Origin of the sequence: Paracoccus sp. (in: a-proteobacteria) (assembly GCF_035556475.1) — a bacterium.
Lineage (GTDB): Bacteria > Pseudomonadota > Alphaproteobacteria > Rhodobacterales > Rhodobacteraceae > Paracoccus.
Window position 1 is genome coordinate 1 of the sequence record NZ_DATMFA010000016.1, and the last position, 26,142, is coordinate 26,142.

A 26,142-nucleotide genomic window follows, 5' to 3' on the forward strand; every position below is an offset into this window, starting at 1 on the left:
ATGGTGACCCCGACAGGATTTGAACCTGTAACCTGCCCCTTAGGAGGGGGCTGCTCTATCCAGTTGAGCCACGGGGCCAGCGAAGCCCTTTTGCCTTGGATGTCGGGAATTGGCAAGGTTGCCCGGAGGGCGCAAAAGCGATAACGGTAACATCATTTCGCCTCGGGACTGTCATGAACACGAAAAGACCCCGCCGCCCCCTGACCTTGCGCGACGTGTCCGAGGCGTCCGGTGTCTCGGAAATGACCGTGAGCCGCGTCTTGCGCAATCGCGGCGATGTTTCCGCGGCCACGCGCGAGAAGGTGCTGACCGCAGCGCGGACGCTGGGATATGTCCCGAACAAGATCGCGGGCGGGCTGGCCAGCCAGCGCGTGAACCTTGTCGCCGTGGTGATCCCCTCGCTTTCGAACATGGTCTTTCCCGATGTGCTGGGCGGGATCTCGGCCGAGCTTGACGATACCGGGTTGCAACCGGTGATCGGGGTGACGAATTACAGCCCCTCACGCGAGGATGCGGTGCTTTACGACATGCTGTCCTGGCGTCCCTCGGGGGTGATTCTGGCGGGGCTCGAGCATAGCGCCGCGGCGCGGGCCATGCTCGACAATGCGGGCCTCCCCGTGGTCGAGATCATGGATATCGATGGCGACGCGATCGACACCGTGGTCGGCATTTCGCATCGCCGTGCCGGGGCCGAGGTCGCGGCCGAGATCCTGAAGGCGGGATACCGGCGGATCGGCTTCATCGGCACGCATATGCCCGAGGACCACCGCGCACGGAAGCGGCTGGCCGGGTTCGAGGATCGGCTTGCCGAGGATGGCGTCGCGCTCGCGGCGCGGGAATATTACCAGGGTGGCTCGTCCCTGCAGAAGGGGCGCGAATTGACCGAGCGCATCCTCGCCCGCGAACCGGATCTGGATTTCCTCTATTACTCCAATGACATGATCGGCGCAGGCGGGCTGCTCTGGTGCCTTGAAAAGGGCTATGACATTCCCGGCCAGCTGGGGCTTGCGGGCTTCAACGGCGTCGATCTGCTGGATGGGTTGCCGATGCGGCTTGCCACGACCGACGCGCGCCGCATCGAGATCGGGCGCCGCGCCGCCCGTATCGTCGCGGGGAAGGAGGCGGCGCCGGAAGGCGGCGTCGTCGCGCTGAACCCGACCTTCCGGCCGGGCGACACCATCCGCCGGGGATGAACCGGCGCCGCGGCGGTGGCGTCAGCGCCGGAATGGGTATTTGAGAAACGGTGAAACCGGCCTCAGTCGAAGTCGGGATAGAAGATGCCGCCGGGCGACAGGGTGAAGATCTCGCACCCGTCGGCGGTAACGCCGATCGAGTGCTCGAACTGCGCGGAAAGCGACTTGTCGCGGGTAACGGCGGTCCAGTCATCGGCGAGGATCTTGGTCTCGGGCCGGCCGAGGTTCACCATCGGTTCGATGGTAAAGAACATCCCCTCCTCCAGCACCGGACCCTTGCCGGGACGGCCGAAATGCAGGACGTTCGGCGGCGCGTGGAAGACCCGGCCAAGGCCGTGGCCGCAGAAATCGCGCACCACCGACATGCGGTGTCCCTCCACATAGGACTGGATCGCCCAGCCGATATCGCCAAAGGTCGCGCCGGGGCGCACGGCCTCGATCCCCTTCATCAGGCTGTCATGCGTCACCTGGATCAGGCGGCGCGCCTTCACGCTGGGCTTGCCCGCGACATACATGCGCGAGCTGTCGCCATACCAGCCATCGAGGATGACGGTGACGTCGATGTTGAGGATGTCGCCCTCGGACAGGATCTTCTCGCCCGGGATGCCGTGGCAGACGACATGGTTCACGCTGATGCAGCTTGCGTGCTGATAGCCGCGATAGCCGATCGTGGCGCTGACCGCGCCCAGCTCCTCGACCCGGTTGCGGATGAAATCATCCAGCGCCCCGGTGGTCGCGCCGGGCTGGACCAGCGGTCCCACCTCGTCAAGGATCAGCGCCGCGAGCCGCCCGGCCGCGCGCATGCCCTCGAAGTCGCGAGATTCATGGATACGGATACCCTCACGGGTCTGGCGTGCGTCGTTCATCGGATCCTCATGCATGTTGCACCCACAGATAGTCCCGCGCGCCCACTTGTTCCAGCCCCGTGGCCAGACCTATAGATTGTTCCGAGAAAATGAACGCCGCGAGGACGTCCCATGCAATCCGACAATCCCACCGCCGCGATCCTCGTGATCGGGGACGAAATCCTCTCGGGCCGCACGCGCGAGGGCAATGCCCATCATCTGGCGGGCGTGCTTTCCGCCACCGGCTTCGATCTGCGCGAGATCCGCGTCGTCGCCGATGACAATGACCAGATCGTTGCCGCGATTCGCGCCTTCGACAAGAGCCTTGGCGGGGCCTATGACCTCGTCTTCACCTCGGGCGGGATCGGGCCGACCCATGACGACATCACCGCCGATTCGGTCGCGGAGGCGCATGGCACCACGGTCGAGATCAACCCGCAGGCCCGCGCCATCCTGCAGGCGCGCTGCGACCGGATGGGAACCGAGCTGACGCCGAACCGCCTGCGCATGGCCCGGATCCCGGTCGGCGCGGTGCTGATCGACAATGCGGTTTCGGGCGCGCCCGGCTTCTCGATCGGCAATACCCATGTCATGGCCGGCGTCCCCGAGGTGTTCCGCGCCATGGTTGCATGGCTCGTGCCGAAGCTGCCGGGCGGACGCCCCGTGCAGTCCGACACGGTCGAGGTGCGGCGCGGCGAGAGCGATGTCGCCGAGGAGTTGAAGGCGGTGGCCGCCGAATTCTCGGACCTGTCGCTGGGCTCCTACCCGTTCCATGACAGCGCCGGATGGGGCACGAACCTGGTGGTGCGGGGGCTTGACGGCGCGCGCGTGGCCGAGGCCATGGCGATCCTGCGCCAGAGGCTCGACCTGTGACCCCCGAGGACCGCGAGCTTGCGCTGGCCTTCGAGACCACCTGGCCCGCGGCGGAAAGCGCCGATACCGGGGCGCTTCGCAGCGGCCGGGGCCTTGGCGCCGGTGGCCGGGTCAGTTCGAGCATCGCACTCTCCCCCGACTGGAGCGCTGCCGATCTGAGCGCAGCCGAGGCGCAGCACCTCGCCTGGGGTCAGCGCCCGATGTTCCGCCTGCCCGACAGCGACGAGCGGTTGGGCCGGGCGCTTGCCGGGCTTGGCTATCGCCCCGAGGCGCCCACCGCGGTCATGGTCGCGGATTGCGCGACGCTCGCGGTTGCGCCGCCGGCCCTCGGGACATTCGCGGTCTGGCCGCCAATGGCGATCCAGCGCGATCTCTGGTCGGCGGGGAATATCAATCCGGCGCGGCAGGCGGTCATGGACCGCGTCACCGGGCCGCGGATCTCGCTCCTTGGCAGGCTGGACGACCGCGCCGCCGGCGCGGCCTTCGTCGCGGTCGAGGGGCGGGTCGCCATGATCCACGCGATCGAGGTCGTGCCGCAGTTCCGCCGCAGGGGGCTGGCGCGCTGGATGCTGGGCGCTGCGGCGCTCTGGGCGGGGCAGCAGGGCGCGGACCGCCTTGGCCTTGCCGTGAGCCGCGCCAATATCGGCGCCAGGGCGCTTTACGACTGCATGGGCTTTGCCGAGGTCGGCGGCTATAGCTACTGGGCGCGCGGTTAGGCGGGACGGTCCGCCGCGAGCTTGCGTAATTCTCGCTTGAGCAGGTCGATTTCGCTGCGCATGAGATTCAGCTCGGCCCAGAGATCCTCGTCGATCGGCTGGCCGGCGACGATGTGCAGGCTGGCCAGATGCAATGCGCCGGGCTGGAGTGCCTCGCCCTCGGCGCCCCGGTCCTCCAGCAGCAGGAAGGTCTGCACGCCGTCCGAAAGCCGTTGCGCGGGGATGACGGCGGCGACGCGCCAGACGCCATCCTCCTGCGCGGTCACGCGCGCCTCGCCGACGCGGGCGCCCAGATGGACCAGCACCAGCCGGCCGGGCGCGACGGGGCGCTGCAAGAGGCCCTGCCAGATGCCGCTTTTCAGGCCGAGCGATTCGAATTCGTCCATCAGGTCCCTCATCAGAATTCTGCCCGCGGGTGACGGGACAGGATCATCTCGCGGATTTCAACCGCGCTCATGGCCGGGGCCTCGAAGATCAGGTCCAGCCACATCTTTTCCAGCCGCTTCTCGTTTATCTCGGTATAGGCGAGGTCGAACTCGATCACCTGCTGGCTTTGCAGCCCGGCCTCCATCTGATGCAGCGATTGCACCAGCTCGTCGGTATTCGGGCCGTGGCCGATATTCAGGCGGGCAAAGACGTTCAGCGGGCGTTCCAGCACCAGCGAGGTCTCGAGCCGGACGATATGGTTGCGGCTCAGCCCCTCCAGCGCCTCCGTCGGCAGGTCGATGGAGATGGAGAGGAACTTGCCGGTGAAGCCGAAGACCTCGAGTTGCAACCCGAAAGGCGAGAGGTCGGTCGCGCGGGGATTGCGGATCTGTTCGAGGATCAGCGCCTGCGCCTCGCAATCGTGCCAGACCGCCGCGCGATCACCAAGCCGGGTGCCGGAGGGCGCGAAGGCGATGCCGCGCGGGGTGATCTGGCCGGCAAGGAAGCCCGGCCGCCAGCGCCAGTCGGTGCCGCCCGGCAGGTGCAGGGCCGACAGCGCCGCGCGCGAGACGGCGGATTTGCGGTCGCCCCGCATCAGGAAGCGGTTGAGGCTGGCGCGCAAGGCCAGGGCTTCGTCGGTCAGCCCCCGGATGCGGCCGGGGGGCATGAACTCGACACTCTCGGCCATCTCGGCCCATTGGCGGAACGCCCGTTCGCGCGTTTTCCGCTCAAGCCATTTGCGCGTGCGCAACGCCATCATCCGCCTCGTAAATCAATGATCCAATGCAAATCGGCAATTCCACGGCCGGACCTGAAAAACCCCCGGCGCCATGGGTCACATGGCGGCTCGGCAAGCCCGGTATATTCACAGCGAGAGTTATTCACGGCAGTTTCCTCTTGCCGGGCAAGGGATAGGCGCAGCACCCGGGAGGAGCAAGGGGGCGCGCCGCGCCCCTGCCCCGAGGCGAGACGGGATTCCGCGCGGGCGCTGCCTCAATCAAGGGCGCGGTCCAGGCGCGCGGCCATGATCAGGTCGTTCAGCGTCACCCCACCGGCCGAATGGGTGGTGAAGGTGACGCTGGCATGGCCCCAGCCAAAGCCGATCTCGGGGTGATGGTTCGCGCTTTCCGCCTGCCATGCCGCAAGGTTCGCAAGCTGCGCCGCGGCCTTGAAGGACTTGAAGCGCCAGTCGCGCCGGATCGCCTTGCCGTCGGGGGTCAGCGCCCAGCCCTCCAGCCCGGCCAGATGCGCCGTAACCTCGGCCTCGTCCAGCGCGGGGGCGCCGTCGATGATCTTCTGCCTTGCCAGTTCGCTCATCCTCGCCTCCGTCACAGGATCGGGGCCGCAAGGGCCAGCAGGTTGTTGCGCAGCCGCCGCCGGATCGACCAGTTGCGGATTTCCCCGATCGAGATCGACTCGGACCGGGCGACATAGCTTGCCTGCCGGTCGTCCAGATCACCCACCAGACGCGCATCAAGGAACAGCATGTTCATCTCGTAGTTCAGTTCGAAGCTGCGGCGGTCCATGTTGGCGCTGCCGATCATCGCCATGCGCCCGTCGGCCGTGATGATCTTGGCATGGAGAAGCCCGCCCTTGTAGAGCATCAGCTTCACCCCGGCGGAAACCAGCCCGTAATAGAACCCCTCGGAGGTCGCCTGCACCACCAGCGAATCGTTTCGCGCCGGCAGGATCATCGTGACATCCACCCCCCGGCGCGCGGCGGTGCGGATCGCCGCGTCGAGCGAGCTGTCGGGGACGTAATAGGGCGTGGTGATGATCAGACGCTCGCGCGCGGCATGGATCATCGTCGCCATGCAATCCGAAAGCGATCCCTGCCGGTCATCCGGGCCGGTCGCCACGACCTGCGCGATGTCGCCCCCCGGACCGACCGGTGGGACGGGTTCCAGCATCTCGCCCAGATCCTTGCCCGAATAGCTCATCCAGTCCTGCAGGAAGACCAGTTGCATCTGTCGCACGACCGGCCCCTCGATGCGCAGAAACACGTCGATCCAGGGCGCGAAGCGCGGCTTGATGGCAAAGGCGCGGTCGGCGCAGTTGCGGCTGCCGGTGAAGCCCAGAACATGGTCGATCACCACGATCTTGCGGTGATTGCGCAGGTCCATCCGCCTCAGCAGGCTGCCGATGATCGGCAGGCCCAGCGGCAGGGCCTCGACGCATTCGACCCCGGCCTCGGCCATCTTGCGCCACGCCTCGGACCTGCCGAAGGCGCGCGAGCCGAAGGCGTCGATCACGGCGCGGACGATGACGCCCCGCGCCGCCGCGCGCGCCGCAGCCTCGGCGACCGAGCGGCCCGAGGGGTCGTCGAGCCAGATATAGAACAGCAGATGCACATGGTCCTGCGCGCCGTCGATCGCCTCGACCAGTTCGGCGATGACACTGTCATCCTCGCCCATCAGGGTGGCGCGATTGCCGCCCACGGCGCCAAAACCGGTCGTCGCCCGATTCGCGGCGATCAGGGGCGCCGCGAAATCCGGCGGCTGGCGCACCAGTTCCGGGCTGGGCCGCCACAGGCCCGACAGGCGGCTGCGCGCGTTGACGCGGTGCTCGACCTCGGCCCCGCGCATCCTGATCTCGCCGAACAGGATATAAGCGATGATGCCGACCAGCGGCACCAGTTCGATGACCAGGATCCAGGAAAGCCGGACGGTGGGTTCCAGACGCGGACGCAAAAGCACGCGCACGGACACGGCCAGCGCGACTGCGTAGTGAATGAACACAAACATCTGGGTCCACATCCCGGCATCAAAGCCCGGCCAGCGCGGAATTGCAATTCCGCGTCCATTTGCCTAAGTCAGCGCGTGAACGCAGCGCAAGGGGCCCTCTCGCATGAACTGGATCACCAACTATGTGCGACCGCGCATCAATTCGCTTTTCTCGCGCCGTGAGGTGCCCGAGAACCTGTGGACGAAATGTCCCGAATGCGGAAACATGCTGTTTCACCGGGAACTCGCCGACAACCTGAACGTCTGCACGCATTGCGACCACCATCTGCCGATCTCGCCGCGGATGCGCTTCGCTTCGCTTTTCGACGGCGGGGTCTTTGTCGAGGTCAAGGTGCCCGAGCCGCTGGCCGATCCGCTGCAATTCCGCGACCAGAAGAAATATCCCGACCGGATGAAGGCCGCGCAGAAATCCACCGGCGAGAAGGAGGCGATGCTTGTCGCCGAGGGCGAGATGGGCCGCACCCCGGTCGTCGCCGCCGCGCAGGACTTCTCGTTCATGGGCGGCTCGATGGGGATGTATGTCGGCAACGCCATCATCGCCGCGGCCGAGCGGGCGGTGAAGCTGAAGCGGCCGCTGGTCCTTTTCTCGGCCGCGGGCGGAGCGCGGATGCAGGAAGGCATCCTCTCGCTCATGCAGATGCCGCGCACCACCGTCGCCGTCGAGATGATGAAAGAGGCGAAGCTGCCCTATATCGTCGTCCTGACCCACCCGACCACGGGCGGCGTCACCGCCTCCTATGCGATGCTGGGCGATATCCAGATCGCCGAGCCGAACGCGCTGATCTGCTTTGCCGGTCCCCGCGTGATCGAGCAGACGATCCGCGAAAAGCTGCCCGAGGGTTTCCAGCGCGCCGAATACCTGCTGGAGCACGGGATGCTCGACCGCGTCACCCATCGCAAGAAGATGCGCGAGGAGCTTGTTTCCATCCTGCGCATGGTGATGCGCCAGCCCGCGCCCATTGCGGCCGACCTGCCCGCACCCGGCAGCCTCTCGCCCCAACCGGCCGAGCATGAGGCTGCCCCTGCGGCGGCCAATGTCGAAGCGAAAACCGCCTGAACGGGGGCGACCAGCGATGACCACATCCGACGCCATTCTTGAACGGCTGATGCAGCTGCATCCCAAGGTCATCGACCTGTCGCTTGACCGGATGGAACGGATCCTCGCCGCGCTCGGCAACCCCGAGCGGCGCATCCCCCCGGTCATCCATATCGCGGGCACGAACGGCAAAGGCTCGACGCAAGCCATGATCCGCGCCGGTCTGGAAGCGGCAGGGAAACGGGTCCATGCCTATACCTCGCCCCATCTCGCGCATTTCCACGAACGCATCCGGCTGGCGGGCGCGCTGATCGCCGAGGCGGATCTCGCGGCGCTGCTCGAGGAATGCGAGGCGGCCAATCAGGGCCAGCCGATCACCTTCTTCGAGATCACGACCGCCGCCGCCTTCCTCGCCTTCTCGCGCGTCGAGGCGGATTACACCCTGCTCGAGGTCGGGCTGGGCGGCCGGCTGGATGCGACGAACGTGATCGACCATCCGCTGCTGACGATCATCACCCCGGTCAGCATCGACCACACGCAATATCTGGGCGAGACCCTGCCCGAGATCGCGGGCGAGAAGGCCGGGATCATCAAGCGCGGCGTGCCCTGCATCGTGGCCCCGCAGGAAGGCCCGGCGCGCGACGTGATCGAGGCCCGGGCCGAGCGTCTTTCCGCGCCCCTGCTGATCGGGCGGCAGGATTGGGACAGCTATGTCGAACGCGGGCGGCTGATCTATTTCGACCAGCGCGGCCTCATGGACCTGCCCCTGCCGGTCCTGCCCGGCCCGCATCAGGTCGTGAATGCCGGGACCGCCATCGCGGCGCTGCGCGAGCTGGGCTACGGCGAGGCCGAGGCAGAGGCCGCCGTCACGCGCGTCGAATGGCCCGCGCGGATGCAGCGCCTGACCCATGGCCCGCTGGTCGATGCGGCACAGGACTGCGAATTGTGGCTGGATGGCGGGCACAATCCCGCCGGAGGCGAGGCGCTGGCCGCGACGCTGGCCGCGATGCCCGGACGTCCGACCCATCTGATCTGCGGTATGCTGAACACCAAGGATGTCGAGGGCTATATGCGCCCCCTCGCCCCGCTGGTGCGCAGCCTGATCGCCGTCCCGATCCCGGAGGCCGAAGCCACCCTCTCCCCCGAGGAGATCGAGACCGCGGCCTGCAATGCCGGCATGACCGCCACGACCGCGCCCGATGTCCTCGACGCGATCACCCGCATCGCCCGGGACGAGCCGGGCGCGCGCATCCTGATCTGCGGCTCGCTCTATCTGGCGGGCATCGTCCTGCGCGAGAACGGCTGACCCTCAGGCCCGGCCCCAGTCGGCATCGCGCATCTCGCGCAGCCGGCTTGCCGTGCGCTCGAACTCGAAAGCGCCCTCGCCCTCGGCATAGAGCCGCTCGGGGTCGTCCGCGCCACTGGCGATCAGCCGCACCTTCGCCTCGTAAAGCGCATCGACCAGCGTGACGAAGCGCTTCGCCTCGTTATAGTTCGACTGGCTGAGGCGCGGGATCCCGTCGATGAACAGCAGATCCAGCGCCTCGGCAATGGCGAGGTAATCGGCCGGGCCCAGCGGCAAGCCGCAGAGATCCCAGAAGCTCGCCCGCGCGATCCGCCCGACGTGACGGGGCAGTTCGACCTTGCGCCCCTTGACCTCAAGGATCAGCGGGGCGCTCTCCGCCCCTCCGGTCTCCTGCTGCCAGAGCGCGTCCATATGCCCGCGCGCGATGCTGTCGGCGGGCGAGAACCAGACCTGCCCGCCCTCGTCCCGGTTCTGCCGGTGGTCGGTGGCGCTGGCCAGTTCCAGCACCTCCATCCGCTCGCGCAGAAGGACGATGAAGGGCAGGAAAAGCTGGCGGTTCAGCCCGTTCTTGTAAAGATCCTCGGGCACCCGGTTCGAGGTGGTCACGACCGTCACCCCCTCCTCGAACAGGATCTGGAACAGGCGGCCGACGATCATTGCATCGGCGATGTCGGTGATCTGCATCTCGTCGAAGCAGAGCAGCCGGACCTTGGCTGCGATGCCTTTGGCGACGGGGCGCACGGCATCCTGCTGGCCGGTCTTGCGCACGCCTTCCAGCGCGGCCTGCACCTCCTGCATGAATTCGTGGAAATGGACGCGGCGCTTCGCAGCGATCGGCGCGGCCTCCATCACCAGATCCATCAGCATGGACTTGCCGCGCCCGACCCCGCCCCAAAGGTAGATCCCCTTGAGGGCCGGTGCGGGGGCCGCGCCGTTCCTGCCGCCCTTCAGGCGCGAGAGCCAGCCGGATTTCACCTCGACCGGCGGCGGAGCGGCCGCCAGTTCGCGCACCAGACGATCAAGCCGGGGCAGAACGCCGCGCTGCGCGGCATCGGGTGCAAGCACGCCCGCCTTGACGCGGGCCTCGTAGAGTTCGGATACAGTCGCCATGCCGGCCCCCTGCCAAAGATCGGCGCGGCCCGCAAGGGGCCGGCCGGATCAAAGCGTGTGATTTTGGGTGGCTGCCTAGGCGATGGCCTGATTGCGCGTCTCGGTTCGGATCAGCAGGGTCGAGAAGGCCGCGATGACCAGCAGCGCCGCAAAGACCCCGATCGCGACGCCAAAGCCCTGTGCCACGACCGCGCCCAGCAGCGACGGCGCAAGCAACCCGCCCACCCGCGCCATGGCGCTGGCCGCGCCCATGCCGGTGCCGCGCAAGCCGGTCGGATAAAGCTCGGGCGTGAAGGCGTAAAGCGCGCCCCAGGTGCCCAGAAGCGCAAAGCTCATCAGCATCAGGGCCGCGGCGACCAGCCATGGGCCGGTGGCAAGGGTGAACATCAGGCAGCCCGCCGCGCTGAGCAGCAGGAAGATCTGCAAGGTCAGCTTGCGGCCCCATGCCTCGACCCCATGCGCGGCCAGCGCATAGCCGGGCACCTGCGCCAGCGCCAGCAGCACGAGGAAGCCATAGCCGCGCACGAAGCCGAACCCGCCCTTGACCAGCTCGGAGGGCAGCCAGACAAAGACCCCGTAATAGGACAGCGACACCAGAAACCACGTCCCGAGGATCGCAATGCTGAGATTGCGCAGCCCCGGCCCGAAGATGCCCTGCCCCGCCTCGGGGATCGGCGGGGCGACCAGCCGCACCTGATCGGGCAGCGCACGCCCGCCATTCGCGGTCAGCACGCGGTCAAGCACCTTGCGGGCCTCGGCCTCGCGCCCCTGCCGCAGCAGATACATGGGCGATTCCGGCACCCAGAGCCGCAGCCCGATCCCGATCAGCGCCGGGATCGCCGCCACCGCGAAGATCCAGCGCCAGGCCTCGGCCGCGCCGGCGAGGCTCGCGATCCATGCGGTCAGGGCGATGATGATCGTGCCGACCGCCCAGAACCCCTCCAGCCAGACCAGCCAGCGCCCGCGGTTCCGGGGCGGCAGGAACTCGGCCATCATGGCGTAATCGACGGGCAAGGTGCCGCCGACCGCCATCCCGGTCAGGAAGCGCAAAACCAGCAGCGTGGCGAAATCCGGCGCAAAGACCGAGGCGAGGCCGAAGACCGCGTCGCAGGCCACGGTCAGCAGCAAGACCTTGCGCCGCCCGATCCGGTCGGCGATGCGGCCAAACAGCGTCGCCCCCACAAACATGCCAAGAAAGAACAGCGTCCCGGTCTGCAGCGCCTGCGGCACGGTCAGGCCAAAGCTGGCCGCGATCGAGGCGGCCGTGAAGCCGATGGCGATGACCTGCATGGCGTCCGCCGCCCAGACGAGGCCGAATATGCCCAGCAATCGCCGCTGGAATCGTCCGGCGCCCCCATGGGTCAGGGCTTCGTCAATCGTCATCTGCATGGCCGGGTTCCTCCCGCGGGTCGAAAATCGGCGCCATTTGCACATAGCGCCCCGGATAAATCCAGCGTGATCCTCGCCCCTGCGGGTGGGAAACCCCTTGCGGTCAATAGCTGATCGCGGCGTGCGCGCGCAGTTCCCCGACATCGGGCTTGCCGAAGCCGAAGAACTCCAGATAGGCCGGGATCTGCTCGAACAGCATGTCGGTCCCGACCTGATAGCGGCACCCCTTGGCGGCGGCGGCGGTCAGGAACGGCGTCATCTCGGTCTTCATCACCACCTCGCCGACGAAGGTGCCGGGGTCGATGCGATCCACATCCATCGGCAGGGGATCCCCCGCATTCATCCCAAGGGGCGAGGCATTGGCCACAAGATCAAAGCCCGCCGGATCCTTGCTGCCGGTCTCGACCACCAGCGCGGGATAGGCGGCCCGCAGACGCCCAGCCAAAGCCTCGGCGCTGGCGGCATTCGGATCGAAAAGCGCAAGCCGCGCGACGCCCGCCTTCGCAAGCGAGGCCGCAATGGCCGAGCCGACGCCGCCCGCGCCCACGACCAGCGCCGAGCGCCCGTCCAGCTCCTGCCCCTTGCCCAGCACGCCGCGCACGAAGCCCTCGCCGTCGAACATGTCCGCCTCGATCAGCCCGTCCTCGGCCAGCCGCAGGGCATTGGCCGCCCCCGCGATCTGCGCCGTGACCGAGACGCGGTCGGCCAGCCCCGCCGCCGCCACCTTGTGCGGCATGGTGATCAGCGCGCCGTGGATGTTCGAGAGGCGGAAGACGAGGCGCAGGAAGTCCGCGAAGTCCTCGGGCTTGCAGCCCATCGGCACGACCACCGCGTCGATGCCCCGATGCTCGAACCACGGATTGTAGATCATCGGCGCCTTGAAGGTCGTCGTGGGATAGCCCAGATGCGCGATCAGTTTCGTGGTTCCGCGGATCATTTCCTCAGCCTCGCTGCCTGCAATCGGGCCGATCGACCCTGCCAGAAGGCATTGCAGGAGGCTGAAGTTACGTCAAATATAAAAGCCCGGGCGATGTTAACATGATGTTAATGCGCGAGCATGACAGGACGCCGAGCCATGAGCCAGCTTACCATCCGCCAGGTCGAGGTCATTCGCGCGGTGATGATGGCCGGAACGATCCAGGGCGCAGCGGCGCTGCTGAACGTCTCGGCCCCCGGCGTCTCGCGGCTGGTCAAGTATTCCGAGGATTCGCTCGGCATCCGGCTTTTCGACCGCAAGGGCGGGCTTTTCGTGCCCTCGGTCGAGGCCGCCTCGATCTTCGAGATGATCCATCAGGTCCACCGCCAGATGGACAACCTGAACGTCGCCGTCAACGCGCTGCGCAAGGGCGAGGATGTGCGCCTCTCCTTCGCCTCCGCCCCCTCGATCGCGCAATTCATCGCGGCCCGCGCCATCCGCACGGTGCGGACGCGTTTTCCCGAACTTTATATCGACCTCAACATCCTGAAGATTGAGGAGACGGTGGATTACCTTCTGCTCGACCGGGGCGAGTTCGTGGTGATGAGTTCCGCCGTGGCGAACCCGGCGCTGAGCAGCGAGCCGCTGGCCACCGGACGCCTGATGGTGATCGTCCCTGACGGCCACCGCCTCGCCGCGCAGGAGGCGATCTCGGTCCATGACCTCGCGGATGAGGACATGATCGGCGTCGATCCCGACGATCCCTATGGCGCGGTTCTGGCGCGCCCCTTCTCTGACGCGGGCGTCGCGCCGCGCTATGTCATGCGGGGCCGCTTTGCCCAAACCGTCGTCAGTCTGGTGCGCCACGGCCTCGGCGTCGCGCTGATCGACGAATTCTCCGTGGCCGAGGTCTATATGCCCGGCCTGACCCGCCGCCCGCTGGTCGAGAAGGCCGGCATCACCGCCTGGGTCGTGACCCGCAAGGGCCGCCCGCTGTCGAGCTTCGCCGAACTGACGATCGACCAGTTCCGCCGCGAGCTGATGGCCGCAGTCTCGCGCAAGGACTGGGACCGCTGAAAGCCAAAAGCCGCCCGACGAAGGCGTCGCGCGGCTTTTCAGAGAGGGAGAAGTGGTGCCGGTGAAGGGACTCGAACCCCCGACCCCATCATTACGAATGACGTGCTCTACCAGCTGAGCTACACCGGCACTTCTCGTGTGCCGCGCCGGATAGCAGGTTCCGGCGCGGGCGAAAAGGGGGGATCAGTACTTTTTCCCCATGATGCGCGGATCATCTTCGGGCGGTTCGACATCGGGACGCACCGGCAGGATGTCGACCTCGCTCGCCTCCAGGCTGCGGATCGGCGTCACGGCACTCACGGGGCCCGGCTTCGGGGCCTCGGGGGCCACAGGCTCGGGGTCGGTGACGGTCATCGCGGGTTCGGCATCAAGCGGCGTCACGCGGCGATAATCCGATTCGCGCGGCACCATGCCGGGGGCGACAGCGGCGACCTCTTCCTCGGCCTCCTTGGCTGGGGGCGCAGGCGTCACGGGCGCGGCCTTCACTGCCCCCCCGGTTGCAGGGGCCGGCGAGCCGACCAGCAAGGGCAGAAGCTCGACGCTGTTCTGGACGATCCCGGCCGAGGCGGTGCCCTTGTCCGGCTCGCGCCAGGTCAGGGTGTCGAAACCGCCGCAGCTGTCGCAGACCGGCGCCCAGTCGGCCATGACGTTATGGCATTTGTCGCAGACCCATTGCGGGCCGCGGCTGGCGACCATCGCCTTGGCGAGGATGCCGCGCACCACCGAATCGTCGCTGCCCTCGCCCCGCTCGACCGCGGCGAGGATCGAAAGCGAGCGCACCGTCGGATGCTTCTGCGCCAGATCGCCAAGCGCGCGGCGGGCGCCGGGGAAATCCTCGGCCGCGAGCAGCAGTTCCGCGCGCAGCAGATGCGATTCCTCGTCATCGGGGTTCTTGGCGATCAGGTCGTCGAACCGGCGCAGGCGCGCGGCGGGTGTCTCGTCCGGCACGATCTCGGCATAGGTCGCGGCGATCGAGGGGTGGGGCCGCACGCTCCAGGTCTTTTGCAGGACGCGAGTCGCATTGCGGAAATCGTTCTGCGCGATATAGCTGCGCGCCGCCAGAACCGCCGCCGGGATCAGGTCGGGGCTGGCGCGGTTCGCGGAAATCGCGGCCTCGCGCGCGCTGATCGAATTGCCCTCGGCCAGAACCTCCGAGGCTTCCTTCAGCGCCAGAACCGCATCGCGGCGGATATGGACATCCTGAGGCAATTGTCCCTGCTTGCGCTTGTCCTTCAGGACCGCGCGCGCGCCCTTCCAGTCCCCCTCGCGGGTCTGGAGTTGCAGCAGCGTATCCTGCAGGTCGGTATGCTTCGGCTTCAGCGCATAGGCCTTTTCGGCCAGCTTCAGGGCGGTGTGGGTATCGCCCTCGTCCAGCTTTTGCCGCATCAGCCCGCGAATGCCGACAAAGCGGGTGCGGTCATCGCCCAGCAGCCGGCGATAGATCTCGCCCGCCTTGCGCGTATCGCCGGCAACCTCGGCGGCCTGCGCTGCGAGAAGGTCGGTCAGATGCGGCTTTTTCAGGAATTTGGCGGCGCGACCGGCCTTGTCCTGCGCCAGCCGCCCCTCGCCCGAGGCGACGGCGAGCATGCCTTCGGACAGCGCCTCATAGCCCTTGCGCTCGCGCGAGCGGGCGAAATAGCGGTTGATGGCGGTTTCGTCGCCGACGAGGAAACGGATGAAGGCCAGCGCGAGCCCGACCAGCTTCACCACCAGCCAGCCAAGCAGGCAAAGCAGGATCAAGCCGATCAGCAATTGCAGCGGCCCGAGGACATATTCCGTCCCGTCATAGACCATGCGCAGGCCGTGGCCATTCTCGGCCAGTTGGCGGGCCCCCAGCGCAATCGCCAGGATCACCGCGAAGAACATCAGGATCTTGAGAGCAGACAGCAACATGGCGCGTTCCTTACCTGCTGCCGGCCACGAGGGCGCCGAGCGCGGCATTCGCCTCGACCCAGGTGGCGGCCTTCGCGGTCCAGCCCGCCATGGCCTGCTGGCCTGCCTCGGGCAGGGTGCCGATCTCGGTCAGCGCGCCGCTGATGTCGCCGGCCTCGACCGCGGCATTGGCGCGCGACAGGACCGCATCGGGATCGCTGCCATCGCGCGGTTCGATCGAACGGGCGCCGGTCTGCACGCGCAGGAAATTCCCGATCGTCTGCATCGCCCCTCCGGTGCCGGGCTGGGCTTCGATCGAGACGCGAAGCCCGTCGCGGGCGGCCGCCGGGAACTCGGCCCGCAACTGGTCAAGCCGCGGCACATCGCCGGTCAGGATGGCCGGAACCTCGATCCCCGCCGTCGAAAGATCGGCAAGCGCCTGATCGCGCGGGGCATTGGCCTCGATCGCGGCTTGAAGTGCTGCGGCGGCGGTGGCCGCCTGCGCACGGCGGTTCGCGTCGACGGTGCTTTGCTGCAGCTCCTCGGCCTGCCGGGCCAGCGTCTGGACCTGCTCGGCGGTGGCCGGGTCCACGACCGGGCGCGCGGCCAGTTCGTCGATCCGGGCCTGCTGTTCGTTCACGCGGGCGGCCAGGGCATCCAGCGCCTCCTGCGACACGCCGGGCGGCGCTGCGGGGGTCGGCGCGGCGGGTTCGGCCCCTGCCACGGGGGCAGGCTCAACGGGCTGCGGTGCCGGGCGGCTGCCAAGGTCGGAAAGGCCCTTTTCCAGCGCGGCGATGCGGTCGGTCAGCGCGGCCGGGATTTCGGCCGGGGCGGAGGGGGCGGAATCCGCCAGCACCTGACGCGCGGCATCTGCCCCCGCCTCGGCTGCACGTCCGGTCAGAGCATCGGCTTGCGCCGTGATCTGGGCCGTCGCGGCCTCTGCCCCGGCTGTCCGCGCCGCCTCGATCTGGGCGGCAGGGTCCGCGGCGTCGCCCGGACGCAGCGAGGGCGGCAGGTGCGGAATGGCCCAATAGGCCGCCCCGGCGCCAAGCCCGGCGGCAACGATGCCGCCCAGAAACAGGGGGAAGAACCCGGCGCGGCGGATTTCAACCCGCGTCTCGGCGGCCTTGGGCGCCGGGCTGGAGGCGGCGGCGATTGCCGCCGGCGGCACGCTTTCGGGCTTGGGCTGATCCTTGCCGGGCGCCGGCTTCGCCTCGGCGGGCTTCGCCGCTTCGGCCGCCCGCTTCGCGGCGGGCTTCGTCGCGCCGGGCTTGCCGACCAGCGACGATTCGACGGGCGGCTTGGCGTCCGTCGGAGCGTCCGCGGCCTTGCGGCCCGAGACGATCGGCCGGCTTTCGATCACCGCGCCGGAAACCGGATGCTTCCTTGCGTCTTTTCCGGGGGTTGCGGGCGCTTCGCCCGGCGTTTTTTCTGGCTCGTTCACTGTTCTCTTCCCCGTTTTCTTCCGGCCCTCGACCCGATGCCCTCCCCTGCTGAGCGGAATTGACTCGGCGCGACCGGGACCTGCATCAAAGGCAGTCTAGTCGCCACCTGACGGCGTCTCAACCCGCCGCCCGCGCGAATGTTCCGTGCCCGCAAGCACTGCGGCGGCGTGCCGCATCCCGGCGGCATCCGGGCTCGGTGCGACCTCGATCCGCTGGGCCTTCCCGCCCCATGCGTCCCGCGCCGCAGCACTGATCGGGACCAGCCAGAGGGGCGCGCGCGCATCCCCGACCGCCGCCGCGACAAGCCGCGACGAGCGGGGCGAGAACAGCGGCAGGACGACCGGATCCACCCCCGCCAGCAGATCCAGCGCCTCAGCCGAGAGCGGCACCGGCTGCTGGTCATAGACGACAAGGCCCGGCACCGGCAATTCGCGGGCGACATGGCGGCCGCGCAGATGCAGCCAGCCCGGCCCCAGATCCGCGAGCATGGGCATCATGCCTGCGGCATCGCCCGGCCCCTCGGTCACACGAAAGCCCGCCGCCCGCGCGACCGCCGCCGTCGCGGGACCGACGCAGATCGCCGGGCGTCCCCGGCCCGCGCCGGCGGACGGCACGGCATGGGCCGAGGTAAAGATCAGCCCCTGCGCCGCTGCCGCCGCCCCTTCGTCATGCGCGACCGGGACGATCCTGATGATCGGAGAGATCACGACCGGCAATCCAAGCGCGGCCAGTTCCGCGGCAAAGCGCCGCGCGGACTCTGCGGGCCGGGTCAGCAATATGGTCGGCGGCATGGCAATCGGCCCGGTCAGGTGCTAGTTGATCATGCCTAGGCCCTTGGCGGCGCGGGAACAAGGATAAGCATGTCACTGACCTTTCTGGGCATCGAGAGCAGTTGCGACGACACCGCCGCGGCGGTGGTGCGAAGCGATGGCACGATCCTCGCCTCGGTCGTGGCCGGGCAATCCGCGCTTCATGCCGATTTCGGCGGCGTCGTCCCCGAAATCGCCGCCCGCGCCCATGCCGAGAAGCTGGACCTCTGCGTCGAGGAGGCGCTGGCCGAGGCCGGCGTCAGCCTTTCCGACCTCGACGGAGTCGCGGTGACGGCCGGACCCGGCCTGATCGGCGGTGTGCTGTCGGGCGTCATGCTGGCCAAGGGCATCGCCGTCGGCAGCGGCTTGCCGCTGGTCGGCGTCAACCACCTTGCCGGCCATGCGCTGACGCCCCGCCTGACCGACGGCGTGGGCTATCCTTATCTCATGCTGCTGGTCTCGGGCGGGCATTGCCAGTTCCTCTCGGTCGCGGGGCCGGAGGATTTCACCCGGCTTGGCGGCACCATCGACGACGCGCCGGGCGAGGCTTTCGACAAGGTCGCGAAACTTCTGGGCCTGCCGCAACCCGGCGGGCCGGAGGTCGAGAAGGCCGCGCGCGACGGCAATCCGCGACGCTTTCACTTTCCGCGCCCGCTGCTTGACCGCCCCGGCTGCGATATGAGCTTTTCGGGCCTGAAAACCGCCGTGCTGCGCCAGCGGGACGAGCTGGTCGCGGCGCAGGGCGGCCTGCATGAACAGGACCGCGCCGATATCTGCGCGGGCTTTCAGGCCGCCGTAGCCGATGTGCTGGCCGAAAAGACCCGCCGTGCGCTGGCCGCCGCCCCTGCCCCGGTGCTGGCAGTGGCGGGCGGGGTCGCCGCGAACCAGACCCTCCGCGCCGCCCTGCAAAAGGTCGCGGCCGAGGCCGGGGCCAGTTTCGTCGCGCCGCCGCTCGCGCTTTGCACCGATAATGCCGCGATGATCGCATGGGCGGGGATCGAGGCCTTCAAGGCCGGCCATCGCGACGGGCTGGCGCTGGCCGCGCGCCCGCGCTGGCCGCTCGACAACAAGGCCGCGCCGATGCTGGGCGCGGGCAAGCGCGGGGCCAAGGCATGAGCATCTGCGTGATCGGCGCGGGCGCCTTCGGTACCGCATTGGCCGTGGCGCTGTCGGGAAATGCCGACGTCACCCTCTGGGGTCGGGACATGGGCTGGGCGGCGACGCGGGAAAATCCGCGCCTGCCCGGCGTCAGGCTGCCGGACGACCTGCGACTGACTGACGACCCGCGAGGGGCCATGGCCGAAACCGTGCTGCTGGCGCTGCCGGCGCAGGTGTTGGGCGGCTTCCTTGGCGACCATGCGGCGATGCTGGATGGCCGGAACCTCGTCAGTTGCGCCAAGGGCATCGACCTTGCCACCTTGACCGGCCCGACCGCCCTGATCCGCGCGGCCTGCCCCGGCGCGACGGTTGCGGTCCTGACCGGACCGAGCTTTGCCGCCGACATCGCGCGCGGCCTGCCGACCGCGCTGACACTCGCCTGCGAGGACGCGGGGGCGGCACAATCCCTGCAGCACCAACTTTCGACCGGGAACCTGCGGCTTTACCGCACGACCGACGTGACCGGGGCGGAACTGGGCGGCGCGCTGAAGAACGTGATCGCCATTGCCGCCGGCGCCGCGATCGGCGCGGGCTATGGCGACAGCGCGCGGGCCAGCGTCATCACCCGCGGCTTTGCCGAGATGGTGCGCCTTGCCACCGCGCTTGGCGCCCGCCCCGAGACGCTGAGCGGGCTTTCCGGCCTCGGCGATCTGGTGCTGACCTGCACCTCGGAACAGTCGCGCAACTTCCGCTATGGGCTGGCGCTTGGCGCGGGCCGCGATTTCGCCCCCGGCACCACGGTCGAGGGTTCGGCGACCGCCCGCGCCGTCGCCGCATTGGCCCCGAAACTCAAGGTGGAGCTTCCCGTTTCAACGCTGGTCGCGGGCCTTGCCGAGGGGCGCATCGCCATGGAACATGCGCTCGACATTTTGCTGAACCGTCCCCTGAAGGAGGAATGATGCCGCTTTTCGCCCTGATCTGCCGTGACAAGCCCGGCCATCTGCAAACCCGCGTCGATACCCGCCCGAGCCACCTTGCCTATATGGCCGAAACCTCGGTCGTGCAATTCGCCGGCCCCCTGATCGAGAACGGCGACCCCTGCGGCTCGCTGGTGGTGATCGAGGCCGGGGACCGCGCGGCGGCGGCCGAATGGGCGGCGAAGGATCCCTATGCTCAGGCCGGGCTTTTCACCTCGGTCGAGGTGATCGAATGGCGCAAGGTGATCGGCTGATGGCACATTGGCTCTTCAAGTCCGAGCCCGATGTCTTCAGCTTCGACGACCTGATCGCCAAGGGCGCGAAGGGCGAGCAATGGGACGGCGTGCGCAACTATCAGGCCCGCAACAACATGCGCGCCATGAAGGTGGGTGAGCGGGGATTCTTCTACCACTCGAACATCGGCAAGGAGATCGTCGGCATCTGCGAGGTCGTGGCCGAGGCGCACCCGGATTCGACCACCGACGACCCGCGCTGGGAATGCGTCGACATCAAGGCGGTTGCGCGCGTCGTGCGGCCCATCTCGCTTGACGATGCCAAGGCCGAACCGCGACTGGCCGAGATGGTGCTAGTGAACAATTCGCGCCTGTCCGTGCAGCCGGTCTCGGATGCGGAATGGGATGTGATCCTGGAACTCGCGGGCGGCACCGCGCAGGCCTGAACGACTGGAAGGCGGACGGCCGAAAGCCGCTCCGGGGGAGGATATATGGCACGCGGCTCAGGGATCATCGCCGATCGCCCGACGACGAAACGCATGGGCGCGCTCCGCGCGCTCTGGCCTTTCATGCAACCTTATCGCCGGCTGCTGGTCGCGGCCATGGTGGCACTGGCGGTGACGGCGGGCATCAGCCTTGTCCTGCCGCTGGCGGTGCGGCGCGTGGTCGACGGCTTTGACGCGGGCGCCCATCTCCTCGACCAGTATTTCGGCGCGGCGCTGGCGATTGTTGCGCTGCTCGCACTGGGGACGGGGCTGCGCTATTACCTCGTCACCCGGCTGGGCGAGCGTGTGGTCGCCGATATCCGCGAGGCGGTGTTCGACCGCGTCATCGGCCTCAGCCCCGCCTTCTACGAGCGCGTGATGACGGGCGAGATCATCAGCCGCATCACCACCGACACGACGCTGATCCAGTCGGTGATCGGCTCCTCGGTCTCGATCGCGCTCAGAAACCTGATGATCCTCGCGGGCGGCATGGCGATGCTGGCCTGGACCTCGATCAAGCTCTCCGGGCTGGTCCTGCTGCTGGTGCCGCTGGTCGTGGTCCCGATCATCGTGCTGGGCCGCCGCCTGCGCCGCATGTCGCGCGAGAACCAGGACTGGATCGCGCAAAGCTCGGGCGCGGCCTCGGAAAGCCTGCTCTCGGTCCAGACGATCCAGGCCTTCACGCAGGAAGGGGCGACCCGCCACCGCTTTCGCGACGTGACCGAGAAATCGCTCGACGTGGCCCTGCGCCGGGTCAAGACCCGCACGGTGATGACGGTCATCGTGATCTTCCTGATCTTCTCGGGCGTGCTGGGCATCCTCTGGGTGGGCGCGCGCGACGTCCGCACCGGCGCGATGAGCGCGGGCGAGCTGGTGCAGTTCGTGATCTATGCGGTGCTGGTCGCCGGCGCGACCGGCGCACTCTCCGAGATCTGGGGCGAATTGCAGCGCGCCGCCGGCGCGGCCGAGCGACTGACCGAGTTGCTGCGCGCCAAGGATCCGCTGACCGATCCCGCCCAGCCGGTTCCCCTGCCCCGCCCCGCGAAAGGCGCCATCCGTTTCGAGGACGTGACCTTCCACTATCCCTCGCGCCCCGACACCTCGGCGCTGGAGGGTGTGACCCTCGACATCCCGCCGGGCGAGACGGTGGCGCTGGTCGGCCCCTCGGGCGCGGGCAAGACCACCGTGGTGCAACTGGTGCAACGCTTCTGGGACCCGGCAGAGGGCCGGGTGATGATCGACGGCATCGACCTGCGCGACATGGCCCGCGCCGATTTCCGGCAGGAGATCGCGCTGGTTCCGCAAGACCCGGTGATCTTTGCCGGGACCGCGCGCGAGAACATCCGCTTCGGCCGCCCCTCGGCCTCGGATGCCGAGGTCGAGGCCGCCGCCCGCGCCGCCCATGCCCATGATTTCCTGACCGCCCTGCCGCAGGGCTATGACAGCCCGGTGGGCGAGCGTGGGGTCATGCTGTCAGGCGGACAAAGGCAGCGCATCGCAATCGCGCGCGCCATCCTGCGCGACGCGCCGATCCTGCTGCTCGACGAGGCGACGAGCGCGCTTGACGCGGAATCCGAGCGGCTGGTGCAATCGGCGGTCGAGGAGCTGGCACGCAGCCGCACGACGATCATCGTCGCGCATCGGCTGGCGACGGTGAAGAAGGCGGACCGGATCATCGTCTTCGATCACGGCCGGATCATCGCGCAGGGCCGCCATGACGAGCTGGTCGCGCAAGGCGGTCTTTATGCCCGGCTGGCCCGGTTGCAATTCACCGAAGGGCTTTCGCCCGCGGAAGCCGACGCCTAGACCCGCCTTCGGCCAGCACGGAACCGTCTGGGAGAATTGGCGTTTCCGTGCTGCACCAAAGCGGAAAGGGTGGAACATGGCTATCTGGGATTTCGTGAAGGACGCAGGCAAATCGGTCTTCGGATCGGAGGCGAAGGCGGCGGAGGCGCCCGCTCCGGCGGCACAGGCCCCGGCCGAAAGCGACACCGACCGCAAGGTCGCGGCGCTGAAGAAGGAACTGGCCGATCTGGGCCTGACCGCCAAGGACGTCCATCTGACGCTGCGCGGCGGCGACACGGTGATCGTCAAGGGCAAGGCCCGCGATCAGGAAACGCTCGAGAAGCTGATCCTCGCGCTTGGCAACATCAAGGGCATCGCCCGCGTCGAACTGGCCGAGGAACCCGGCGCGACCCCGGCGGCCGATGCGAAGCCCCCGTTGTTCCATACCGTGAAGAAGGGCGAGACGCTCTCGCAGATTGCCGCGCATTATCTGGGCAAGGCCAGCCGCTACCCCGAGATCTTCGAGGCCAACAAGCCGATGCTCAGCGATCCCGACAAGATCTATCCCGGCCAGACCCTGCGCATTCCGCAGGGTTAACCCCCGGCTTACGCTGCGTTGCGATCCGCTCCGGGCGGGGGCCTCCCCCTTGCCCGGACGATGTTTTCTGGCACATTCTTCGACGCCAAGGGGGCGCCCGACGGACGACTGGGAGGAGAAGTCATGGCCAAGTTCGCAACTGCCGCTGACCGCAATGCGGTCGAGGCCGAGATGCCTTATGAGCAGAGGGAGTTGCCAACTTCTGTCTACCAGATGCTCAGCCGGACCCGCGACCGTTTTCCCAACCGTCCCGCGATCGGCTTCCAGCTTCTTTCGGACCCGAAATCGAAGGCGCGCACGCTGACCTGGAACGAGGTGCATGAGCGCGTGACCGAGACCGCGAACCTCTTCCGGTCGCTGGGCGTCGGTCCGGGTGACGTCGTGGCCTATCTGCTGCCCAACACGCTTGAAACGCCGATCGTCCTCTTGGCCGGGGCGACGGCGGGCATCGTCAACCCGATCAACCCCCTCCTCGATGCCGAGCAGATCGCGGGCATCCTGCGCGAGACGCGGGCCAAGGTCGTGGTGACGCTGAAGCCCTTCCCGAAATCCGACGTGGCCCAGAAGGTCGCCGATGCGGTGGCCCAGGCCCCGGATGTCAAGGCGGTGCTGCAGGTCGACCTGCGCCCGAACCTCGCCGGGCTGAAGCGGCTGGCGATCCCCTTCCTGCGTCCCAAGCTGACCGTCCATAACGAGGCGAAATACCTCGATTTCGAGGCCTGCGCGAGCGCGCAGCGCCACAACCGCCTGAATTTCGACGAGCCGGAGGGCGACCGCGTCGCCGCCTATTTCCACACCGGCGGCACCACCGGAACGCCCAAGGTCGCGCAGCACAAGCAGTCGGGGATGATCTATAACGGCTGGCTCGGCTCGCGGCTTCTGTTCACCGAACAGGATGTGCTGATGTGCCCGCTGCCGATGTTCCACGTTTTCGCGGCCTATCCGGTCCTGATGTCCTGCATCGCCTCGGGCGCGCAACTGGTGATGCCGACGCCTGCGGGCTATCGCGGCGAAGGGGTCTTCGCGAATTTCTGGAAGCTGATCGAGCGGTGGGAGGCGACCTTCCTGATCACCGTGCCGACCGCGATCTCGGCCCTGATGAACCGCCCGGTCGATGCCGATGTGTCCTCGCTGAGGACCGCGATCTCCGGCTCGGCCCCGCTGCCGATCGAGCTTTACAACCGCTTCAAGGCCGCCACCGGGGTCGAGATCGCCGAGGGCTACGGCCTGACCGAGGCGACCTGCCTCGTCTCCTGCAACCCCATCGACGGGCTGAAGAAGGTCGGGTCGGTCGGCCTGCCCCTCCCCTATACCCATGTCCGCATCCTGCGCCGCACCCCCGATGGCTATGAGGAATGCCAGACCGACGAGATCGGCGAAATCTGCATCGCCAGCCCCGGCGTGTTCGAGGGCTCGACCTATACCGAGGCCGACAAGAACCAGGAGCTTTTCGCCGAGGGCCGCTTCCTGCGCACCGGCGATCTGGGGCGGCTGGACGGCGACGGCTATCTGTGGATCACCGGCCGGGCCAAGGATCTGATCATCCGCGGCGGCCACAATATCGACCCCGCCATGATCGAGGACGCGCTGCTCTCGCATCCCAAGGTCGCCTTTGTCGGCGCGATTGGCCAGCCCGACAGCTTCGCGGGCGAGCTGCCCTGCGCCTATGTCGAGCTGGTCCCCGGCGCAGTGGTCAGCATCGAGGAACTGACGAAACACGCGCGCGAGCATATCCACGAGCGCGCCGCGATCCCCAAGCATATCGAGATCATGGTCGAATTGCCCAAGACCGCTGTGGGCAAGATCTTCAAGCCCGACCTGCGCAAGCTGGCGATCAAGCGCGTCTATAGCGCGGCCTTGGCCAAGGCCGGCATCCCGGCCGAGGTCGCCGAGGTCATCGAGGACAAGAAGCGCGGCCTCGTCGCACATCTGGTCCGCCTGAGCGAGGTCGAGGACAGCATCGTCGCCGAATGCATGGGCCAATTCACCCGTCCGTGGGAATGGGTAAAAGACTAATCAACCTATAGTTGCATTGAGGGAATTTCCTGATAGCCTTCCGAAACAACGACTTCGGAGGGTTATCGGGTGCTGGTCAGGCTTGATGCTAGGGAAGACGAGGACGAGGCGGATCTGGACGGTGAGCCGTCCGAACCGCCCGCCCCTTCCGCCGCCCGCGCGCCGCAATGGCTGGTCGATTTCCGCAGCAACTCCGGCCGGGGGTTCTACCAGTCCCTCGGCGATCATGCCGTCCTGCTGGCCGAGCGCAGCACCGATCACCTGCTGGTCAGCTTCGATAACCTGTCCTCGGCCCGGGACGAGGCGATGGACCGCAACCCCTGGGGCTATGACTTCGTGGCCCGGAACGGCTGGTCGCAGCTGGGCGTGCTGGCCTTCCGCCCCAGCTGGTTCAGGGACGAGGCGCTGTTCGCCGAGATGCGGCGGCTGGCCGATGCCGGGCTGTTCCGCCGCTTCCGGCGCGTGACCATGACGGGAACCTCGATGGGGGGCTATGCGGCCTGCGCCTTCGCCTCGCTGGTACCCGGCTGCGATGTCATCGCCTTCTCGCCCCAGTCGACGCTCAGCAAGAAGCTGGTCCCATGGGAGCAGCGCTTCTCGATCGGGCGCAAAGCGGATTGGAGCGGACCCTTCGCCGACGGCGCCGAGGAAAGCCGCGGCGCCCGCAAGGTCTGGCTGGTCTACGACCCCCATTTCGACGCCGACGGCCGCCATGTCCGCCGCTTCGACGCGCCGAACGCGATCCCCCTTCCTGCCCGCTATTCGGGGCATAAATCGGCCCTTTTCCTGCGCCGCGCGGGCATCCTCTCGACCATCATGCGGCAGGCCGTGGCGGACGAGTTGACCCCTGCGAGCTTTCAGACCGCGTGCAGGCAGGGCCGGAACATGCCGTGGTTCGTCAACGGTCTGGCCAACCGCATCATCGAGCGGAGGCGTGCCGGGCTGATCCCCCGACTGGTCGCGGCGCTCGGCGGGACCGAAGCCAGCCCGCTCGCCCGCCAGATCCAGCAGCGCGCGATCAAGGCCGGGCTGATTTCCCGAAGCCCCCGCCCCCGGCGCGGCAAAGAGCGAAGGGCAGAGGCTAAGGCGTCCGGCCCGACCGGCGAGGCGGGGATCTGGGAAGGCTTCCGGGCGCAGGAACGGGCCGATACCCCGGCCGACCTGCCCTGGCAGCCAATGGCGCGGGGCTAGGC

25 protein-coding genes and 2 tRNA genes are annotated in these 26,142 nt (G+C 68.1%); 14 read left to right on the forward strand and 13 right to left on the reverse strand.

Annotated elements, in window-relative coordinates:
- Position 1: 1 nt before the first annotated feature.
- Positions 2-78, reverse strand: a tRNA-Arg gene (locus VNQ78_RS01895).
- A gap of 95 nt (positions 79-173) precedes the next feature.
- Between VNQ78_RS01895 and VNQ78_RS01900 the strand changes: the two genes are divergently transcribed.
- Positions 174-1,193 carry a LacI family DNA-binding transcriptional regulator gene (locus VNQ78_RS01900; protein WP_325686002.1) on the forward strand — a complete coding sequence of 340 codons (1,020 nt, stop codon included), beginning with the start codon at positions 174-176 and terminating at the stop codon, positions 1,191-1,193.
- Positions 1,194-1,255: 62 nt separating this feature from the next.
- On the opposite strand, the gene map is transcribed toward VNQ78_RS01900, so the two are convergent.
- Entirely contained in the window at positions 1,256-2,059 is an 804-nt protein-coding gene (map, locus tag VNQ78_RS01905) for a type I methionyl aminopeptidase (protein ID WP_325686006.1), read from the reverse strand.
- Between the two features lie 111 nt (positions 2,060-2,170).
- Here map and VNQ78_RS01910 point away from each other — a divergent pair, with 111 nt between their 5' ends.
- On the forward strand, positions 2,171-2,911 hold the full coding sequence (locus VNQ78_RS01910; protein ID WP_325686008.1) for a competence/damage-inducible protein A: 741 nt from the start codon (positions 2,171-2,173) through the stop codon (positions 2,909-2,911).
- Complete coding sequence (locus tag VNQ78_RS01915; RefSeq protein WP_325686010.1) at positions 2,908-3,627, forward strand: GNAT family N-acetyltransferase; 720 nt, start codon at positions 2,908-2,910, stop codon at positions 3,625-3,627. The genes VNQ78_RS01910 and VNQ78_RS01915 overlap by 4 nt, the downstream gene beginning before the upstream one ends.
- On the opposite strand, the gene VNQ78_RS01920 is transcribed toward VNQ78_RS01915, so the two are convergent.
- From VNQ78_RS01920 to cls, 4 genes are all read right to left on the reverse strand, one after another.
- Entirely contained in the window at positions 3,624-4,013 is a 390-nt protein-coding gene (locus tag VNQ78_RS01920; protein WP_325686012.1) for a hypothetical protein, read from the reverse strand. The two genes, VNQ78_RS01915 and VNQ78_RS01920, sit on opposite strands and share 4 nt — an antisense overlap.
- Positions 4,014-4,024: 11 nt before the next feature.
- Complete coding sequence (locus VNQ78_RS01925) at positions 4,025-4,810, reverse strand: DUF6478 family protein (protein ID WP_325686014.1); 786 nt, start codon at positions 4,808-4,810, stop codon at positions 4,025-4,027.
- Positions 4,811-5,046: 236 nt separating this feature from the next.
- On the reverse strand, positions 5,047-5,370 hold the full coding sequence (locus VNQ78_RS01930; protein WP_325686016.1) for a 4a-hydroxytetrahydrobiopterin dehydratase: 324 nt from the start codon (positions 5,368-5,370) through the stop codon (positions 5,047-5,049).
- Positions 5,371-5,381: 11 nt separating this feature from the next.
- A complete protein-coding gene (cls, locus tag VNQ78_RS01935; RefSeq protein ID WP_325686018.1) occupies positions 5,382-6,797 on the reverse strand; it encodes a cardiolipin synthase in 1,416 nt (471 codons plus the stop codon).
- Between the two features lie 103 nt (positions 6,798-6,900).
- Here cls and accD point away from each other — a divergent pair, with 103 nt between their 5' ends.
- Positions 6,901-7,854, forward strand: a complete 954-nt coding sequence (gene accD / locus VNQ78_RS01940; protein WP_325686020.1) for an acetyl-CoA carboxylase, carboxyltransferase subunit beta — start codon at positions 6,901-6,903, stop codon at positions 7,852-7,854.
- A 16-nt stretch (positions 7,855-7,870) separates the two neighbouring features.
- Entirely contained in the window at positions 7,871-9,139 is a 1,269-nt protein-coding gene (locus tag VNQ78_RS01945; protein WP_325686022.1) for a folylpolyglutamate synthase/dihydrofolate synthase family protein, read from the forward strand.
- A 3-nt stretch (positions 9,140-9,142) separates the two neighbouring features.
- Here the strand turns inward: VNQ78_RS01945 and zapE are convergent, their stop codons facing one another.
- From zapE to VNQ78_RS01960, 3 genes are all read right to left on the reverse strand, one after another.
- Positions 9,143-10,249 (reverse strand): cell division protein ZapE, encoded by a 1,107-nt coding sequence (gene zapE, locus VNQ78_RS01950; protein WP_325686024.1) that lies wholly within the window; start codon positions 10,247-10,249, stop codon positions 9,143-9,145.
- 75 nt (positions 10,250-10,324) lie between these two features.
- A complete protein-coding gene (locus VNQ78_RS01955; RefSeq protein ID WP_325686026.1) occupies positions 10,325-11,638 on the reverse strand; it encodes an MFS transporter in 1,314 nt (437 codons plus the stop codon).
- A gap of 103 nt (positions 11,639-11,741) precedes the next feature.
- Positions 11,742-12,575: a shikimate dehydrogenase family protein gene (locus VNQ78_RS01960; RefSeq protein WP_325686028.1), complete on the reverse strand. Its 834-nt coding sequence runs from the start codon at positions 12,573-12,575 to the stop codon at positions 11,742-11,744.
- A gap of 138 nt (positions 12,576-12,713) precedes the next feature.
- On the opposite strand from VNQ78_RS01960, the gene VNQ78_RS01965 reads away from it, so the two are divergent.
- Positions 12,714-13,631: a LysR family transcriptional regulator gene (locus VNQ78_RS01965; protein WP_325686030.1), complete on the forward strand. Its 918-nt coding sequence runs from the start codon at positions 12,714-12,716 to the stop codon at positions 13,629-13,631.
- A gap of 53 nt (positions 13,632-13,684) precedes the next feature.
- Here VNQ78_RS01965 and VNQ78_RS01970 read toward each other — a convergent pair.
- The 4 genes from VNQ78_RS01970 to VNQ78_RS01985 all read right to left on the reverse strand — a co-directional run bounded on the left by VNQ78_RS01970 (position 13,685) and on the right by VNQ78_RS01985 (position 17,739).
- Positions 13,685-13,760, reverse strand: a tRNA-Thr gene (locus tag VNQ78_RS01970).
- A 54-nt stretch (positions 13,761-13,814) separates the two neighbouring features.
- Positions 13,815-15,524 (reverse strand): heme biosynthesis protein HemY, encoded by a 1,710-nt coding sequence (locus VNQ78_RS01975; RefSeq protein ID WP_325686032.1) that lies wholly within the window; start codon positions 15,522-15,524, stop codon positions 13,815-13,817.
- Between the two features lie 10 nt (positions 15,525-15,534).
- The gene (locus tag VNQ78_RS01980; RefSeq protein ID WP_325686034.1) at positions 15,535-16,947 is read right to left on the reverse strand and encodes a hypothetical protein; all 1,413 of its coding nucleotides are present in this window, start codon (positions 16,945-16,947) and stop codon (positions 15,535-15,537) included.
- A 96-nt stretch (positions 16,948-17,043) separates the two neighbouring features.
- The gene (locus VNQ78_RS01985; protein ID WP_325686036.1) at positions 17,044-17,739 is read right to left on the reverse strand and encodes a uroporphyrinogen-III synthase; all 696 of its coding nucleotides are present in this window, start codon (positions 17,737-17,739) and stop codon (positions 17,044-17,046) included.
- Between the two features lie 63 nt (positions 17,740-17,802).
- On the opposite strand from VNQ78_RS01985, the gene tsaD reads away from it, so the two are divergent.
- The 8 genes from tsaD (at position 17,803) to VNQ78_RS02025 (ending at position 26,140) form a co-directional block, all read left to right on the forward strand.
- A complete protein-coding gene (tsaD, locus tag VNQ78_RS01990) occupies positions 17,803-18,873 on the forward strand; it encodes a tRNA (adenosine(37)-N6)-threonylcarbamoyltransferase complex transferase subunit TsaD (protein WP_325686089.1) in 1,071 nt (356 codons plus the stop codon).
- Positions 18,870-19,814, forward strand: coding sequence for an NAD(P)H-dependent glycerol-3-phosphate dehydrogenase (locus tag VNQ78_RS01995; RefSeq protein WP_325686038.1), 945 nt, complete (start codon positions 18,870-18,872; stop codon positions 19,812-19,814). The genes tsaD and VNQ78_RS01995 overlap by 4 nt, the downstream gene beginning before the upstream one ends.
- Positions 19,811-20,086, forward strand: a complete 276-nt coding sequence (locus tag VNQ78_RS02000) for a YciI family protein (RefSeq protein ID WP_325686040.1) — start codon at positions 19,811-19,813, stop codon at positions 20,084-20,086. The genes VNQ78_RS01995 and VNQ78_RS02000 overlap by 4 nt, the downstream gene beginning before the upstream one ends.
- The gene (locus VNQ78_RS02005; RefSeq protein ID WP_325686042.1) at positions 20,086-20,511 is read left to right on the forward strand and encodes an EVE domain-containing protein; all 426 of its coding nucleotides are present in this window, start codon (positions 20,086-20,088) and stop codon (positions 20,509-20,511) included. Before VNQ78_RS02000 ends, VNQ78_RS02005 begins: the two co-directional genes overlap by 1 nt.
- Positions 20,512-20,556: 45 nt before the next feature.
- A complete protein-coding gene (locus tag VNQ78_RS02010; RefSeq protein ID WP_325686044.1) occupies positions 20,557-22,356 on the forward strand; it encodes an ABC transporter transmembrane domain-containing protein in 1,800 nt (599 codons plus the stop codon).
- A 76-nt stretch (positions 22,357-22,432) separates the two neighbouring features.
- Positions 22,433-22,933, forward strand: coding sequence for a peptidoglycan-binding protein LysM (lysM, locus tag VNQ78_RS02015; RefSeq protein ID WP_325686046.1), 501 nt, complete (start codon positions 22,433-22,435; stop codon positions 22,931-22,933).
- A gap of 123 nt (positions 22,934-23,056) precedes the next feature.
- On the forward strand, positions 23,057-24,949 hold the full coding sequence (locus VNQ78_RS02020; protein WP_325686048.1) for an acyl-CoA synthetase: 1,893 nt from the start codon (positions 23,057-23,059) through the stop codon (positions 24,947-24,949).
- 69 nt (positions 24,950-25,018) lie between these two features.
- Positions 25,019-26,140, forward strand: a complete 1,122-nt coding sequence (locus VNQ78_RS02025; RefSeq protein WP_325686050.1) for a hypothetical protein — start codon at positions 25,019-25,021, stop codon at positions 26,138-26,140.
- Positions 26,141-26,142 lie beyond the last annotated feature (2 nt).